Origin of the sequence: Ancylobacter sp. 3268, from assembly GCF_031456575.1 — a bacterium.
Lineage (GTDB): Bacteria > Pseudomonadota > Alphaproteobacteria > Rhizobiales > Xanthobacteraceae > Ancylobacter.
On record NZ_JAVDUX010000025.1, the window covers coordinates 1 to 16,584 of the forward strand.

Consider the following 16,584-nt stretch of genomic DNA (forward strand, 5'->3'; position numbering starts at 1 on the left):
CGGCCGGACGATCGCGGTCTCCGCGTTACTTCGCCTTCAGGAACTCGCCGACTTCGAGCAGGATCAACTCGTTGTCGTCGGCCTTCTTCGGGTCGCGCGAGGAGGAGAACGGCAGGTTGTTGTCGTTGCCGACTACGATGTGGGTGGCGTCGACGACGTCCACGTCCTCGATGGTGAAGAACGGGAAGGCGAGTTTGCCGTCGGTGAGCGGCTTGCGGGACTTCTTGTCCGGGTCGGCAATGGCCATCAGGTCGATATGGCCGATCTTGCGCACCAGCCCGCCGGCATTGGCGTCGGTCAGCTCGATCTTGTAGATGCGCTTGAACCTGGCGAGGTCGTGGAAGCAGTCCGGCCCCCTGGTGCCGGCGGCACAGGCCTTGTCGGCGGTGCCTTCGCCATTGTCGCGCTCGATGATCAGGCCGGTGGTGGCGTCGATCATGTTGAAATCGCCGATGGCGTTGCCGTTCTGCTCCAGCGGGTACTGCCAGATGCGGCCGGTCCACTTCTGGCCGGCGACGTCGAATTCGAGGATCGGCAGGAATTCCTTGCCCTCGGCGGTCTTCTGCCAATCCTTTTTCGCCGCATCCCACAGCGGGCCTTCCAGCAGCGCGTAGAGGAACTTGCCGTCCTTGGAGGCGGCCATGCCCTCATAGCCCTTGGAGCGGCGGGCGTTGAACTCGGCGGTGGCGTTCGGCGCGCCGGGTGAGGTGACGGCGTAATGATCGGGCGAGCGCACCGGGGTTTCCCCGGCCACCGTCTCGAAGACGCCGAGTACCTTGCCGCTCTTGTCGGTACGGATCAGGTAGGGGCCGAATTCCTCGCCGATCCAAAAGTCGTCGCCGATGATCTGGAAGCTCTCGGGATCGAAGTCGGCACCGGTGAGATAGCGCTTCTCGGTACCCTCATGGACGATGCGGAACGGCACCTTCTTGTCCGGATCGGTAAGGAAGACGGTCTCGAGGCGCTCGAACCGGCCGGTCTGCCAGTCAATCTTGTAGCGGTTGAGGTAGAGCGCCGAATCCGGGCTGTTGGCCTTGGCGCCCATGCCGTTGTCGGTGATGATCCAAAACGAGCCATCCGCCATCACCTTGATGCCGGAATGGCCCTGAAGCGGCTGTCCCTTGAACGGCACCGACACGCCGGTGGGGCGCCCGGCCGATTTGCCTTCCACTGTGCCGATCGCCTCGACCCGTTTGCCGGTGGTGTATTTGCCGGAGGTCTTGAGGTCGGCCGGAGCGTCGGCGGGCACCTCGATAAAGCTCTCGGCCGGCAGCACGGCATGGCCGGCGAGCGTGGCGGGAAAGGCCTGGTCGGCGTGCGCGGCCGGCGCCAGCGCGACCAGTGCCAGGGCGGCACCGGCGAGCAGGGACGCACGGAACGAGGTGCGGGTCATGGCAGGTCTCCTGAAGGAATGTGCGGCACGCGCGCCGCGATGTCCCTCCTGTGACGCCGGAGCATGTCGGTGACGTAACGCCCCGATGACGCGCCGGTGACGCCGCGCCCGCCGCTCAGGCCGCCTGCTGCGCCGGCAGGCAGGCGACGCAGATCTGCTCGATGTGCCGGTAGTCGGTGCCGCAGCAGCCGCCGAGCACCGTGAGATGGCGCATCCGCTCCCGCAGGCTGCGATATTGCTGGCCCAGCTGCACCGGATCACCGGCATCGAGATCGGGCGCCGCATCGAGCTCGGCATGGCTGCGGGAGGACGCGTTGGCCCGGACCCCGCGCACCCGGTCGAGCCAGTCGCCACCGGCGGCGATCAGGCTCTCGAAATGGGTCGGGTGGGCGCAGTTGATCATGAAATAGGCTGGCGCGCCGCCGCTCTCGGCATCCACCTGTTCCACCGCCTCGCGCAGGTTCTGGCCGGAAGGAAGCCGCCCGTCGGTCTCCAGCGTGAAGGAGATCACCGACGGTAGGTCCGCCGCCTTGGCGGCCAGCGCGATGCCGACCGCCTCCTCCACATAGTTGAGCGTATAGGCGCCCACCATGTCGGCCTCGCTGCCGGCGAAGGTCTCGATCTGCGCGGCGTGGTATTGCGCCGCCTGCTCGGCGGTCATGAGGATGCCGGTCTGGTAGCCGTCGCCGCGCGGCCCGACCACGCCGCTCACCACCATGCGCGAGGCGGGGGTCTCGTAGCGCTGCCGCAGCTCGACCAGCAGGTCGATGGCCCGGCGGTTCACATCGGCGAGGGCGGCGGCATCGAAGCCGAGCCTGGCGCCCCAATCGGCATTGGCCCGCCAGGTCGGCGCGTCGAGAACGAAGCCGACGCCCCGCGCGCGGGCGAGTTCGGCGTAGCGCGCATAATAGGCCCGCAGTCGCTCGCGGCCGTCCTCATCCTTCATCAGGTCGAAGGACGCGAAACAGGGCAGGTCGATGCCTTCGTGAAAGATGAAGGTGGTCTCCATGCCGCCATCCATGATGAAGACGTCGTCGGACAGCAGCGGCAGGGCGTGGCGATACTTGGACATTCTGATCCTCCCGGCGATCATTGGGCGGTGCGGCGCCCCCGGTTTCGCGGCGGATTATGCCGGATCGAGCCGCCGCGCCTAGCGTTCGCATGGTCCAGTGCCGGCCGGTTCGCGATTTCGCGCACCAGCACAGCTATTTACGACGACATCGCGCCCGTGGGCCGATTGCTTGCCCGCCGGGCGGGTGCGGCGAGCTTTACCTATGGTACAGTAAGCTCATGTCCTCGTCCCAATTCGAGCCACTGTCGCGACGGCGCAGCGTCGACACGCGCAAGCGCCTGCTCGATCTCGCCGAGCAGCAGGTGCTGGCGAAGGGATTCGTCGCCACCTCGATCGAGGAACTGGTGGCCGGGGTCGGCATCACCAAGAGCGGCTTCTTCTATCATTTCAAGGACAAGAACGACCTGGCGCGGGCACTGCTGGAGCGGCACATCGTGCGTGAGCGCGAACTGCTCGACGACCTGTTCCGCCGTGCGGACGAACTCAATGACGACCCTCTGCATGGCTTCCTGGTGGCGCTGCGCCTGTTCGCGGAAATGATGGCGGCGCTGCCGGAGGCGCATCCGGGCTGTATCGCCGCGACGCTCTGCTACCAGGACCAACTGTTCGACCGCACGATCCATGAACTGAACGCGCAGAGCGTGCTGTCCTGGCGGGTGCGGTTCCGCGAGCGGTTCGCCCGGATCATTGCGGCCTATCCGCCGGCGGAGCCGGTCGATCTCAATGCCCTCGCCGACATGATGTCGACGCTGATCGAAGGCGGGCTGGTAATGGGACGGGCACTGCGCGACCCCTCGATCCTGCCGCGGCAAGTGTTGCTGTTCCGCGATTTCGTGCGCCAGACCTTCCGCCCCTGAGGCGAGGGCCTCGACGCGGCGCCGTCGTTGGGGCTCTATGCAGCCATGAGTCTCGACCTTCCCCTCGCTCCGCCGCCGGCCCGCGCCTTTCTCGGCGTCGCCCGCTCGGCGACCGGCCGCTTCTGGCGCGATCGGCTCGATGCGCGCGGTACTTCGCTCGCGCTTGCCATCGCCCAGCGTCATGGCGTGCCGGAACTGCTCGCCCGCGTGCTCGCCGGCCGCGGCGTCGGCCTCGACGAGGTGCCGGCCTATCTCGACCCGACGGTCAAGCATCTGCTGCCCGATCCCGACACGCTGACCGACATGCCGCCGGCGGTGGCGCGGCTCGCCGATGCGGTGATGGGCGGCGAGAAGGTGGCGGTCTTCGGCGACTATGATGTCGACGGCGCCACCGCCACCGCGCTGCTGGTGGAGGTGCTGCGCGCCGGCGGGCTCGACCCGGCTTTCCATATTCCCGATCGCATCTTCGAGGGTTACGGACCGAACGTTCCGGCCATCGAGGCGCTGCGGGCCGCCGGGGCAAGCCTGCTGGTCACCGTCGACTGCGGCACCATGAGCTTCGAGCCCTTCGCCCGCGCCGCCGAGATCGGCCTCGATGTGGTGGTGGTGGATCATCATCAGGCCGGGGAGGCGCTGCCGCCGGTGGCGGCGCTGGTGAATCCCAACCGGGTCGACGACCTTTCCGGCCTCGGCCATCTCTGTGCGGCCGGCCTCGTCTTCGTCACCGTCGTCGGGCTGGTGCGCGAATTGCGCCGGCGCGGCTGGTGGACGACCGAGCGGCCGGCGCCGGACCTGCTCGCCATGCTGGACCTGGTGGCCTTGGGCACGGTGGCCGACGTGGTGCCGCTGACCGGCCTCAACCGCGCCTTCGTCACCAAGGGCCTCGCGGTGTTGCGCCGGCGCGACCGGCCGGGGTTGACGGCGCTGATGGACGCGGCGCGGCTCTCCGGCCCGCCCAGGGCCTGGCATCTCGGCTTCCTGCTGGGGCCGCGCATCAATGCCGGCGGGCGGATCGGCGACGCCGCGCTGGGCACGAGGCTGCTGCTGAGCCACGACCCGATCGAGGCGGGCGCGCTCGCCGCCGAACTCGACCGGCTGAATGCCGAGCGGCAGGTGGTGGAAAAGGCGATCGTCGCCCAGGCCGAGGCCGAAGCGGAGGCCGCGCTCGGCCGCGAGGGGACAAGCCCGGTGATCCTGGCGAGCGGGCAGGGCTGGCACCCCGGCGTGGTCGGGCTGGTGGCGGCCCGGCTGAAGGAGAAGTTCGGCCGCCCGGCCCTCGCCATCGCCTTCACCGGTGCGCATGGCGCCGGCTCGGCGCGCTCGATTCCCGGCGTCGATATCGGCCGCGCCGTGCGCGGGGCGGTGGAGCGCGGGCTGCTGGTAAAGGGCGGCGGCCACGCCATGGCGGCCGGGCTCACCGTGGAGCGCGAGCAACTCGGGGCGTTGCGCGCCTATCTGGAAGAGGAACTGGCAAGCCCGGTGGAGCGCGCGCGCCATATCGACGAGACGGTGGTCGATGGTGCCCTGTCGGCCGGCGCGGCGACGCCCGAACTGATCGAGCTGGTCGAGCGCGCCGGTCCCTATGGTGCCGGCAATCCGTCGCCGGTCTTCGCCTTTCCCGCGCATCGCATCGTCTATGCCGAGGCCGGCAGTGCTGACCAGGTGCGGGTGCGTCTGCGCGCCGCCGACGGTTCGGTGCTCTCCGGCGTGGCCTTTCGGGCGGCGGCGACGTCGCTTGGCGAGGCGTTGCTGGGCAGCCGGGGGGAAACCCGCCACGTCGCCGGCATGCTGGAGGTCGACAGCTGGCAGGGGAGGGCGCAGCCGAGCCTGCGCATCTGCGATGTCGCCGACCCGCAAAAGACGTGACCGGCCAAGGGGCTGCCGGGAGACGCGGAATCAGTTCCTCCGCGGCCGCCGCTCCGGCGTTGCGCGGCGGAGGAGCGCTCCGAGCCGCCGCTGCCAAGCCTTTGGTTCGTCTCGATGAAGCCTGCCCGCCCGCCTCTGCCTGCCTTGTCCTGATTCAAAGCTTCAGCCGATGGTGCCAATGACCGGAAACGACTCGCCTTTCACCGCCCGTCCCGTCGTGTCGATCATCGGCGCCGGGCCGGCCGGCCTCCTCGCGGCCGAGGTGCTCGTCCAGGCGGGGGCGCAGGTGACGGTTCACGACCGGATGGCGGCCCCGGCGCGCAAATTCCTGATGGCCGGTCGCGGCGGCCTCAACCTCACCCATTCCGAGCCGCGCGAGCGCTTCCTCGCCCGCTATGGCACGGCGACGGACTGGCTTGCCCCGATGATCGATGCCTTCCCGCCGGCCCGCCTGCGCGGCTGGATGGAGGACTTGGGCGAGCCGAGCTTCGTCGGCTCCAGCGGCCGGGTGTTTCCGAGAAGCTTCAAGGCCTCGCCGCTGCTGCGCGCCTGGCTGCGGCGGCTCGACGGGCTCGGCGTGACCTTCGCGCCGCGCCAGCTCTGGCTGGGGTGGGACGAGGCCGGGCGACTGCGTTTTTCGACCCCCGAGGGCGAGATCGCGCTGGCCGCCGACGCCACGCTGCTGGCGCTTGGTGGGGCGAGCTGGCCGCGGCTCGGCACCGATGGCGGCTGGGTGCCGCTGCTGGCAGAGATGGGAGCCGAACTGCGACCGCTGCGGCCGGCCAATGCCGGCGTGGTGGTGGCGTGGAGTGAGATGTTCCGCCAGCGCTTCGCCGGCGAGCCGCTGAAGCGCATCGGCCTCGCCGCCGGCGGGCGGCAATTGCGCGGCGAAGCGGTCATCACCGCGCAGGGGCTGGAAGGCGGCGGCATCTATGCGCTCACCGACCGGCTGCGCGACGCTTTGGCGGCGGGCGAGGCGACGCTTACCCTCGATCTGCGGCCCGATCTCGCCGCCGAGGTGCTGGCGCAGCGCATTGCCGAGGGACGCAAGGGCGAAACGCTGTCCAACCGGCTGCGCAAAGCCGGGCTGCCTGCCGTGGCGCTGGGACTGATGCGCGAGGCCGCGTCGCAGCTCCCCGCCGATCCGGCCGGCCTCGCCGCGCTGGCCAAGGCGGTGCCGCTGCGGATCGCCGCCCTCGCCGGTATCCAGCGGGCGATCTCCTCTGCCGGTGGCGTCACCCGGCCGGCCCTGACCGACGAATTGATGCTGCGGGCGCGGCCGGGCGTGTTCGCCGCCGGCGAGATGCTGGACTGGGAGGCGCCTACCGGCGGCTATCTGCTGCAGGGCTGCTTCGCCACCGGCTGGCGAGCGGCGACCGGCATGGCGCATCGGCTGGGCCTGCCCGCACCGGCGGCGTGGCAAGGAGATTGGGATGCGGCCGACAGCCAGGGGAGCGAAGGAATGGCGCGGGACGGCAGCTGAGGGAGCGCGTGCCACCGTCCCGCGCAGCTCACGAGACCAGCCGGGAAAACGGCCTCGCGAACGGTTCGATCCAAGGTCCTCTTCAGCGGTCACGGTGCCGTCGAGGACTTGATGATTTGATTACTCGACGATTCCGGCAGGCACAATGATTATCTTCAACGATTATTATAGTTCTAAACTGGATTCCGAGTTTATTACTTTGACCTGTTCCAGTAACCGCGCCGTCGCTTGCGGTGCAGCGAGGGTGGGCTTACCTGTTTGATCAATGGCGCCGGTTGCCGGCTGGCGGCGCGGCGTGGCGGGAGGAATGCATGGCGCGGCTGTTTTTCCGGAGCGGACGTTCCGCCGAGGCGGCGCCGGACGCGGCGCGGGAGCTTGCGGCGAAGGCGCGGCGGCTGCTGGGCGCCGACGACGACACCACGATTTCCATCAGCGAGATCGCCTGCGGCGATCCGGCGTGCGGCGGTGCAGAGACCGTCATCCTGATCATGCGCCCCGGCCGCCGGACCGAGGCGGCGAAGATATTGCGGCCGCTGGCCGAGGTGATCGAGGGCGACCTCGTCGAAGCGCTGGCGGACTTTGCAGCGGGTAAATAATTTGACGCGCCGTAGTATTTGATGTCGTTTCAAGGAATTTTGCTGCTGACCTAAGGTAGCTATAGAGTATAATGGTTCTAAGGTAGATTTGACATCTTGCGATTGCTTGGTGCGGTGGCGTAGGACTCGCGTCCATGGACAGGGGCCGCCCTGTGGCGGCGGGAGGAAATCCGAATGCGAGCCAGTCTCACGAAATTCGTCGCGCCGAAGAAGTTCACCACGGTGCTGATGGCGGCGGTCGCCTTCGGGGCGCTGGTTGCCGCCGGTCCGGCCGACGCCCAGCCGGCGCCGAAGGTGCGCGACGTCGTCGTCACCTACGCCAATATCGCCGAGGCGATGTATTCCGACGCCCTCACCACCGCCAAGGCGCTGCAGGTGGCGGTCGACGCCTTCATCGCCGAGCCGACCCAGGCCAATCTCGACAAGGCCCGCACCGCGTGGAAGGCCGCCCGCGTGCCCTATCAGCAGACCGAGGGCTTCCGCTTTGGCAACGCGCTGGTCGATGACTGGGAGGGCCGGGTGAATGCCTGGCCGCTCGACGAAGGGCTGATCGACTATGTCGACAAGGGCTACGGCACCACCTCCGACGAGAACCCGCTCTACACCGCCAACGTGATCGCCAACACCAAGATCCGCGTCGGCAAGAAGACCATCGACGCCACCAAGATCAACGCCAAGCTGCTCGAAAGCCTGCAGGAGGCCGGCGGCGTCGAATCCAACGTCGCCATCGGCTACCATGCTATCGAGTTCCTGTTGTGGGGGCAGGACCTGAACGGCACCGGGCCGGGCGCCGGCAACCGTCCCGCCAGCGACTACGACACCAAGAACTGCACCAACGGCCATTGCGACCGGCGTGCCGCCTATCTCAAGGCCGCCACCGACCTGCTGGTCAGCGACCTGCAGGACATGACCAAGGCGTGGGGTGCCAAGGGCAAGGCCCGCGCGGTGGTGCTGAAGCAGAAGGACAAGGCGGCGCTCGGCACCATTCTGACCGGTCTCGGCTCGCTCTCCTATGGCGAACTCGCCGGCGAGCGCATGAAGCTCGGCCTCATCCTGCACGACCCGGAGGAGGAGCATGACTGCTTCTCCGACAACACCCACAACTCGCATTTCTATGACGAGCTGGGCATCGCCTCAATCTATCGCGGCAAATACACCCGCGTCGACGGCAGCGTCGTCGAGGGACCGTCGGTCGCCGCCTATGCCGCGGCGCTGGCGCCGAAGCCGGCCGAGGAGGCCGAAGGCAAGATCGACGCCGCCCTGGCGGCGCTCAAGGCGATCAAGGACGAGGCCGACAGCGGCAAGCAGGCCTATGACCAGATGATTGGCGAGGGCAACACGGAGGGCAACGCCCTGGTGCAGAAGGGCGTCGATTCGCTGGTCGCCCAGACCCGCGCCATCGAGGGCGTGGTCGCGGCGCTGAAGCTGAAGATCAAAGTGGAAGGCTCCGACAGCCTCGACGATCCCTCCAAGGTCGGCGAGTGAGGAAACGGCAATGACAGCGGGCGCGGCCATCTCGCGCCGCGCCCTGCTGGCCGCAGGAGCGGCCGTCGGCATCGGCGGGACGCTGATGCCGGCACGCACCGGGCTCGCCCGCGTGCCGGCGGCGTTCGAGCCGACGCAGCGTCTCACCCTTTCCGCCGGCGAGACCGAACTGCGGCTGCTCGGCCCCGACAGGCCGGCGACGCGCATCTATGCCTATGACGGCGACCAGTTCCGGCTGGTGCGCGTGCCGCGCGGCACGCGGCTGGAGGCGCGTTTCGAGAACGGCCTGTCCGAGGCCTCGACCGTGCATTTCCATGGCATCCGCATGCCGAACGAATATGACGGCGTGCCGACGCTGACCCAGCCGGTGGTTCAGCCGGGCGGCAGTTTCACCTACCGCATTCCGTTCGACGACCCCGGCACGTTCTTCTTCCACCCGCATTGCGACGAGACCGGGCAGGCCGGGCGCGGCCTTGTCGGGGTGCTGCTGGTCGAAGACCCGCGCGATCCGGCCTTCGACACCGAGCACGTGCTGTGCCTGAAGGATTGGCGGCTGGACGACCGGGGCGGGTTCCTGCCGATGTCCGAGCCGGACGGCGCCGCCAAGGCCGGCACCTTCGGCGCCACCCGCACGGTGAACGGCCGGGTGCATCTCGACCTGACCGCGCCGGCCGGCGGCGACGTGCGGCTGCGCATTCTCAACGTCGATTCCACCCGCGTCATGGATATCGGCGTCGAGGGCGCCGAGGCGTGGCTGATCGCCATAGACGGCCACGCTTTGCCGCCGGTGCCGATGGACACGCTGCCGGACGGCATCTGGCGGATGGGGCCGGCGCAGCGCATCGACGTGCAGGTGCGGATGCCGATGGAGGGCGGCCCGGTAACCATCGGCGATTATCGCGCCTCCGACGTCTTCACCTTCGCCACGATCGCCGCGGCGGGGCGGGTGCGCCGGCCTCGGCGCGGGGGCCCGCTCGCCTTGCCGCCACCGAAGCTGCCGCTGCCCGATCTCAAGGCGGCCGAGTTCCACTCCTTCACGCTGCAGCAGGCGACCGATGCGGCGGTGAAGGACACCGGCCTGCCGCCGGAAGATCCGCTGGCCAAGGCGCTGATCGACAGCCTCTGCGTCGGCGGGGCGACTTACTGGTCGATCGCCCAGCAATCCTGGCCGACCGGCGAGGCGCGTCATCTGCCGCCGCCGCTGGCACGGATGGAGGCGGGGAAAAGCTACCGGATCGAGATCAAGAACGAGACGCGCTACCCGCATCCGGTGCATCTGCACGGCCATGCCTTCGCGGTGCTCGGCTCCTCGAAAGGGCGGCTGCCGAAGCATTTCGCCGATACCGTGCTGACCCAGCCGGGGGAGGCGGTGGAGATCGCCTTCGTCGCCGCGCCGGGCGACTGGGTGTTCCACTGCCACATCCTCGAACATATGGAGACCGGCATGATGGGCTGGTTCCGCGTGGTCTGAGATGACGGCATGGGCGGTTGCCGCCGCCGCAGCACTGCTGATGCTCGGCACCGTGCCGGCGACCGCGGAGGAGGCGGGCCTCGACCGCGCCATCGGCAAGGCGCTGTTCGAGCGGCCCTGGGTGCCGGCGCCGAACTCCACCCGCGCCAATGACGGGCTCGGCCCGCTCTTCGACGCCCGGTCCTGTTCGGCCTGTCATCCGGGGGCGGGGCCGGGCGTGACCCGCACCGACGCGCACGGCCTGCCCGAGGGGCTCGGGCAGGTGCTGTCGCTGTTTCGTGCCGACGGCTCCGGCGATCCGGTCTATGGCCACCGGCTGGAGACGATGACGCTGCCGGGCGTGCCGGCCGAGGGAAGCTTCCGTGTGGCGACCCGGAACGGCCGGCCGGTGCCGCAGCCTCAGTCACTCGGCTATGGGCCGTTCGATCCGGCGACGCACGTATCGCTGAGGGCGGCACCTGAACTGCGTGGGCGCGGCCGGCTCGAACAGGTGCCCGACGCGGCGATCCTGGCGCTGGAGGACCCCGAGGACCGCGACGGCGACGGCGTGCGCGGCCGGGCGCGCCGCTTCGACACGCCGGAAGCCGGCTCGCGCATCGGACGCTTCGGCTGGAAGGCCAGCCATCCGACGCTGGCCGGCCAGACGGCCGAAGCCTTCGCGCTCGATCTCGGCCTGTCGACGCCGCTGCGGATGGAGCCCTGGGGGGATTGCACGGAAGCGCAGACCGCCTGCCGCAGCGCGCCGCACGGCCCCGACGCCGAGGGCGAGCCGGAGATTTCCGCCGCTATCGTCGAACGTATCGTCGCCTATCTGCGCGGCCTGAAGGTGCCGGAGGCGCAGCCGGATGCCGCCGGCGCCCGCCTTTTCGCCGCGACCGGCTGTGCCGCCTGCCATCGGCCGGCACTGCCGACGGCGGATGGCGGCACGGTGGCGCTGTTCACCGACGTGCTGCTGCACGACATGGGCGAGGGGCTGGCCGATCCGGCCGGCGTGCCCGGCGCCGCCGCTGCCGAGTGGCGCACCGCGCCGCTTGCCGGCCTGTTGCGTACGCTGGAAAAGCGCGCCGGCCTGCTGCATGACGGCCGCGCCGCCGATGTTGCCGCCGCCATCAGCTGGCATGCCGGCGAGGCGGCGGGCGCCCGTACGCGTTTCGATGCGCTCGGCGCCCGCGACCGCCAGCGCCTGATCGACTACGTTTCTCGTTTGTGACCGCCTTCCGCGAACCGGGGATTTCCTCATGCGCCGTTCACCCTTCGCCCTGGTCCTCGCCTTCGCCTCGCAAATGGGGCATGTGGCGCATGGCGTGCCTGCCGCCGCCGTGGCGGCCGCCTCGCTGCTGACGACCATCTTCGTCGGCCGCGCCAATGCCGCCGCCCCCTCGGCGCCGGAGGTGGTCGAAGCCTGGCTGCTGCCGCGCTACGACGCGCTGGTCGCGGGCGCCCGGGCCAATCGCGAAGCATGGCAAGGTTTCTGCGCCGCGCCGAGCGAGGCCGGGATCGCGGTACTTCAGCAGCGCTTCGGCGCGGTCTCGGATGCGTGGGCGGCGGTGGAGTTCATCACCTTCGGGCCGGTGATGCTGTCCCTGCGCCCCGACCGGATGAACCTGTTTCCCGAACGGCGCAATGCCATCGGCCGCTCGGTGGCGGAACTGATCGGCGACCCAACCGACGAGCGGCTCAAGCCGGAGCGCTTCGGGCGGCTCAGCGCCGCCGCGCAGGGCCTGCCGGCGCTGGAGCGCCTTCTCTTCGACGACGGCGCCGCGGCGGCGCTGCTGGCGGGACCGGAAGCCGGACGCCGTTGCGCCATCGGGCTGGCGATCGCCACCAATATCGAGACCATCGCTACCGAGATCCGCCAGGGCTGGGGAGACCGCAAGGACGGCCTGCTCGCCCAATTGGTCGCCGGCACCTCGGACCCGGTGTTCTTTCCCGATCCGACGGCACTGATGAGCCAGATCGTGACCGATCTCGCCGGTGCCTATCAGCGGGTGGTCGACCAGCGCCTGCTCGCCGTTCTCGGCAAGACGCCGGACGACGCCAAGCCGCTTGCCGCCGACCGCCGCCGCAGCGGCCGCTCCAAGGAGACCATCGTGGCGATGATCGCCAGCGCCGATTCACTCGGGCGGCAACTGGGCGCCGCGCTCGATCCCAAGGGACGTGCCGCGCTCGACAAGGCACTCGATGCCGCCGACGCGGCCGCCGCCGGGCTACCGGACGATATCGGCGAGGCCGCCCAGTCCGCGGCGGGGCGCAAGGCGCTTCAGGAGGCCGCCGCGACCTTCAAGGCGGCGCAGGCGAGCATCGCCAACCCGCTCGCCGCCGGGCTAGGTGTCGCGCTCGGCTTCAATGCCCTCGACGGCGATTGAGGAGGTCACATGCCCGCCACCCGCCGCTCCCTGCTCGCCGGCCTCAGCGGCCTTGCTGCCATGCCCCGCTTCCTGTTCGGCGCCGCCCATGCACAGGACCACCTGCTCGATGCCGAATGGCTGGCGACCGCCGGTGTCGAGGGCGGCTTTGCCCCGGTGGTGCTCTCCGCCGGCTTCGACGCCACGGCCGTCGGGCATGGTGCCCAGCGCCTGCACTGGGTGGAGCCGAGCCCGGATGGGCGCACCGCCGTGGCGGTGGCGCGCCGCCCCGGCACCACGGCGGTGCTGTTCGACCGCCGCGCCGGCAAGGTGCTCGCCAGTTTCGAGCCCGGCGCAGGCCGGGTGTTCTCCGGTCATGGCCGCTTCGTCGAGGCCGGCCGGCGCTTCTACGCCGTCGAGATCGAGCGGGCGAGCGGCCAGGGGATCGTTTCGCTGCGCGAGGTGGCGGACGGATTTTCCGTGGTGGCGGAATGGGCGTCCGCCGGCATAGGGCCGCATGACATGCTGCCAGGCCTCGGCGGCCTGGTGGTCGCCAATGGCGGCATCGAGCCGCATACGCCGGAAGCATTCGGCGCCGAGGTGGCGCATGCCGGCGTCGCCATTCTCGATCCGGGCAGCGGGCAGACCCGCGCCGTCGGCACGCTGGAGGGCGATCTCGTCTCGCTGTCGCTGCGTCATCTGGCGCGGGCGGAGGATGGGCTGGTGGTGGTTGCCGCACAGGACTTGCTGAACGATTCCATCGCCCGGCCACTGGTCTATGCGGTGGATCCGGATGGACGGCTGCAGGCCTTCGATGCGCCGGACGAGGAATGGCGCGGCTTCCGCACCTATGTCGGCTCGATCGCGGTCGACCGCTCCGGCCGCTATGTCGCCGCCGCCAGCCCGCGCGGCAACCGCGTGGCGATATGGACGCGCGAGGGGCGGTTCCTCGGCGGCGTGCCGCTTGTCGACGGCTGCGGCCTTGCCGCCACCCATGAGGGTGGGCGCTTCCTCGCCACGTCCGGCCTCGGCGAGGTGATCCTCATCGCCGCCGATGAGGAGGGGGTAGGGGTGGTCGCGCGCCGTTCCGGCGGGCCACGGTTCGACAATCACGCGGTGCTCGTTGGAGCGTGAGGCGGCGCCCCGACGGCGGCCGCGACCGGGACGGCTCTTCACTTTTGCCGGCGACAGTCCGATAAGACAGTGGCGCGATGTCAGATCGCCTGGATTCACGTGGACGTTCTGTAGATGAATTCGATCTTTGCCGGCCTTTCCACCACCGTCTTCGAGGCCATGTCGCAGCTGGCACGCCAGCATGGAGCGGTGAATCTCGGTCAGGGCTTCCCGGATGATCCCGGCCCGCGCGACGTGCGCGAAAAGGCGGCCGAAGCGGTGCTGGACGGCTGGAACCAGTATCCGCCGATGATGGGCGTGCCGGAGCTGCGACAGGCGGCGGCAGCGCATTATCGTCACTGGCAGGGGCTGGAGCTCGACCCGACAACGGAGATCATGGTGACCTCCGGCGCCACCGAGGCGCTGGCCGGCGCGCTGCTGGCGCTGATCGAGCCGGGCGACGAGGTGGTGCTGTTCCAGCCGCTCTACGACGCCTATCTGCCGCTGGTTCGGCGTGCCGGCGGCGTGCCGCGCCTTGCCCGCCTTACGCCGCCGCGCTGGCGGCTGACCGAGGAGGTGCTGGCCAGTGCCTTCACGCCCAAGACCCGCGTCGTGCTGTTCAATAACCCGCACAACCCCACCGGCCGCGTCTTCGAGAGCGAGGAACTAGAACTGCTGGCGGCATTCTGCCGGCGCTCCGGCGCGGTGCTGGTGGCCGACGAGGTGTGGGAGCATGTGGTGTTCGACGGCCGGCGGCATGTCTCGGTGCTGTCCTTGCCGGGCCTGCGCGAACGCAGCGTCAAGATCGCCTCCGCCGGCAAGATCTTCGGCATGACCGGCTGGAAGGTCGGCATGGTGTGCGCGGCGCCGGAGCTGATGAAGGGTCTCTCCAAGGCACACCAGTTCCTCACCTTCACCACCCCGCCGGCGTTGCAGCACGCCGTCGCCTATGGGCTGGGCAAAGAACCGGTCTGGTTCGAGGGCATGCGCGCCGGGTTGCAACGCTCGCGCGACCGGCTGGCGGACGGCCTCGCCGCGCTCGGCCTGACGCCGCTGCCCAGCGCCGGCACCTATTTCCTCAATGTCGATCTCGCCGCCCTCGACCCGCGGCTCGACGACGAGGCGTTCTGCCGTGACATGGTGGAGCGCCACGGTGTCGCCGCCATTCCCGTCTCGGCCTTCTATGCGCGCGAGGCGGTCACCAGCGTGGTGCGCTTCTGTTTCGCCAAGACCGACGCCACCCTTGACGAGGCGCTGGGACGGTTGGAGCGACTGCACCGGGCGGCCTGAGCCGTCCGCTCGGCCTGCCGACCGTTTGTGCGCGTCGTCCCCTTTCGCATACAGGGCGCATAGGCAGGCAGCATTTGCTCAAATTTTGATCTAATCGGCGACTAATGCTTCCAGCTGCGTCATTCGACGTATTGCATTTCCCAAAACGGGTTTTGGCACGGGCGTTGCAACCCCGCCTGTCTGGCACGCGGACGGGGGTCCTGCGTGTGAACTCCAGAAGGGAACGAATATGTCTAATCTGTTCTCCCATGCGCGCCGGCTGGCTGGCCGCGCGGTGGCCGGCGCGGCTGCGCTGGCGATCGCCGGTGCCGCCCTGCCCGCCGCAGCCCAGGAAACGATCAAGGTTGGCGTCCTCCACTCTCTGTCCGGCACCATGGCCATTTCGGAGACGACGCTGAAGGACACCGTGCTGTTCATGATCGACCAGCAGAACGCCGCGGGCGGCGTTCTCGGCAAGAAGCTGACGCCGGTCGTCGTCGATCCCGCCTCCAACTGGCCGCTCTTCGCCGAGAAGGCGCGCGAGCTGCTGGCCAAGGAGAAGGTCGCCGTGGTGTTCGGCTGCTGGACCTCGGTCTCGCGCAAGTCGGTGCTGCCGGTATTCAAGGAACTCAACGGCATCCTGTTCTACCCCGTCCAGTACGAGGGCGAGGAGAGCGAGCGCAACGTGTTCTACACCGGCGCCGCCCCGAACCAGCAGGCGATCCCCGCCGTCGATTACCTCGCCGAGAACGAAGGCGTGAAGCGCTGGGTGCTGGCCGGCACCGACTACGTCTACCCGCGCACCACCAACAAGATCCTCGAGGCCTATCTGAAGTCCAAGGGCGTCGCCGCCGAGGACATCATGATCAACTACACGCCGTTCGGTCATTCCGACTGGCAGACCATCGTCGCCGACATCAAGAAATTCGGCTCGGCGGGCAAGAAGACTGCCGTGGTCTCCACCATCAATGGCGACGCCAACGTGCCGTTCTACAAGGAACTCGGCAACCAGGGCATCAAGGCGACCGACATTCCGGTCGTGGCCTTCTCGGTGGGTGAGGAAGAACTTGCCGGCATCGACACCAAGCCGCTGGTCGGCCATCTCGCCGCCTGGAACTACTTCCAGTCGGTCGACGTGCCGGAGAATGCCGACTTCATCAAGAAGTGGCGCGCGTTCATCAAGAACGACAAGCGCGTGACCAACGACCCGATGGAAGCCACCGTCATCGGCTTCAACATGTGGGTCAAGGCGGTCGAAAAGGCCGGCACCACCGATCCGGACGCCGTCATCCCGGCGCTGATCGGCGTCTCGGTGCCGAACCTGTCGGGCGGCTTCTCCACCATGATGCCGAACCACCACATCACCAAGCCGGTGCTGATCGGCGAGATCAAGGATGACGGCCAGTTCGACATCGTCGAGCAGACCCCTGGCCTGATCGTCGCCGAGGAATGGTCCCCCTATCTGGAAGGCTCCAAGGACCTGATCGCCGATTGGCGCGCGCCGATGAACTGCGGCAACTTCAACGTCAAGACAGGTAAGTGCGGCGCCCAGTGAGGCGAGGCCGATGAGGTGTATGGTCAGATCGGATGTCGCCCGGGGCGGCTGACCTGACCCACCTTCCCGATCGACCCGG

13 protein-coding genes are annotated in these 16,584 nt (G+C 69.1%); 11 read left to right on the forward strand and 2 right to left on the reverse strand.

Going from position 1 to position 16,584, the window contains the following annotated elements:
* Positions 1–25: 25 nt before the first annotated feature.
* Both J2X65_RS24830 and J2X65_RS24835 read right to left on the reverse strand, forming a co-directional pair.
* Positions 26–1,393 carry an esterase-like activity of phytase family protein gene (locus tag J2X65_RS24830; RefSeq protein WP_310207501.1) on the reverse strand — a complete coding sequence of 456 codons (1,368 nt, stop codon included), beginning with the start codon at positions 1,391–1,393 and terminating at the stop codon, positions 26–28.
* A 115-nt stretch (positions 1,394–1,508) separates the two neighbouring features.
* Positions 1,509–2,465: a homocysteine S-methyltransferase family protein gene (locus J2X65_RS24835; protein ID WP_310207504.1), complete on the reverse strand. Its 957-nt coding sequence runs from the start codon at positions 2,463–2,465 to the stop codon at positions 1,509–1,511.
* Positions 2,466–2,683: 218 nt separating this feature from the next.
* Between J2X65_RS24835 and J2X65_RS24840 the strand changes: the two genes are divergently transcribed.
* The 11 genes from J2X65_RS24840 (at position 2,684) to urtA (ending at position 16,505) form a co-directional block, all read left to right on the forward strand.
* A complete protein-coding gene (locus tag J2X65_RS24840; protein ID WP_310207506.1) occupies positions 2,684–3,322 on the forward strand; it encodes a TetR/AcrR family transcriptional regulator in 639 nt (212 codons plus the stop codon).
* Positions 3,323–3,367: 45 nt separating this feature from the next.
* On the forward strand, positions 3,368–5,188 hold the full coding sequence (gene recJ, locus J2X65_RS24845) for a single-stranded-DNA-specific exonuclease RecJ (RefSeq protein ID WP_310207508.1): 1,821 nt from the start codon (positions 3,368–3,370) through the stop codon (positions 5,186–5,188).
* A gap of 169 nt (positions 5,189–5,357) precedes the next feature.
* The gene (locus tag J2X65_RS24850; RefSeq protein WP_404977796.1) at positions 5,358–6,671 is read left to right on the forward strand and encodes a TIGR03862 family flavoprotein; all 1,314 of its coding nucleotides are present in this window, start codon (positions 5,358–5,360) and stop codon (positions 6,669–6,671) included.
* Positions 6,672–6,982: 311 nt separating this feature from the next.
* Positions 6,983–7,267: a hypothetical protein gene (locus tag J2X65_RS24855; RefSeq protein ID WP_310207514.1), complete on the forward strand. Its 285-nt coding sequence runs from the start codon at positions 6,983–6,985 to the stop codon at positions 7,265–7,267.
* Between the two features lie 174 nt (positions 7,268–7,441).
* The gene (locus J2X65_RS24860) at positions 7,442–8,752 is read left to right on the forward strand and encodes an imelysin family protein (protein WP_310207517.1); all 1,311 of its coding nucleotides are present in this window, start codon (positions 7,442–7,444) and stop codon (positions 8,750–8,752) included.
* Between the two features lie 10 nt (positions 8,753–8,762).
* Entirely contained in the window at positions 8,763–10,223 is a 1,461-nt protein-coding gene (locus tag J2X65_RS24865) for a multicopper oxidase family protein (protein WP_310207520.1), read from the forward strand.
* A 1-nt stretch (position 10,224) separates the two neighbouring features.
* On the forward strand, positions 10,225–11,433 hold the full coding sequence (locus J2X65_RS24870) for a di-heme oxidoredictase family protein (RefSeq protein ID WP_310207523.1): 1,209 nt from the start codon (positions 10,225–10,227) through the stop codon (positions 11,431–11,433).
* 28 nt (positions 11,434–11,461) lie between these two features.
* Positions 11,462–12,589, forward strand: coding sequence for an imelysin family protein (locus tag J2X65_RS24875; RefSeq protein WP_310207526.1), 1,128 nt, complete (start codon positions 11,462–11,464; stop codon positions 12,587–12,589).
* A 9-nt stretch (positions 12,590–12,598) separates the two neighbouring features.
* Entirely contained in the window at positions 12,599–13,702 is a 1,104-nt protein-coding gene (locus tag J2X65_RS24880; RefSeq protein WP_310207529.1) for a DUF1513 domain-containing protein, read from the forward strand.
* A 114-nt stretch (positions 13,703–13,816) separates the two neighbouring features.
* On the forward strand, positions 13,817–14,971 hold the full coding sequence (locus J2X65_RS24885; protein WP_310207532.1) for an aminotransferase: 1,155 nt from the start codon (positions 13,817–13,819) through the stop codon (positions 14,969–14,971).
* Positions 14,972–15,200: 229 nt separating this feature from the next.
* Complete coding sequence (gene urtA / locus J2X65_RS24890; RefSeq protein WP_310207535.1) at positions 15,201–16,505, forward strand: urea ABC transporter substrate-binding protein; 1,305 nt, start codon at positions 15,201–15,203, stop codon at positions 16,503–16,505.
* The last annotated feature ends 79 nt before the right edge of the window (positions 16,506–16,584 follow it).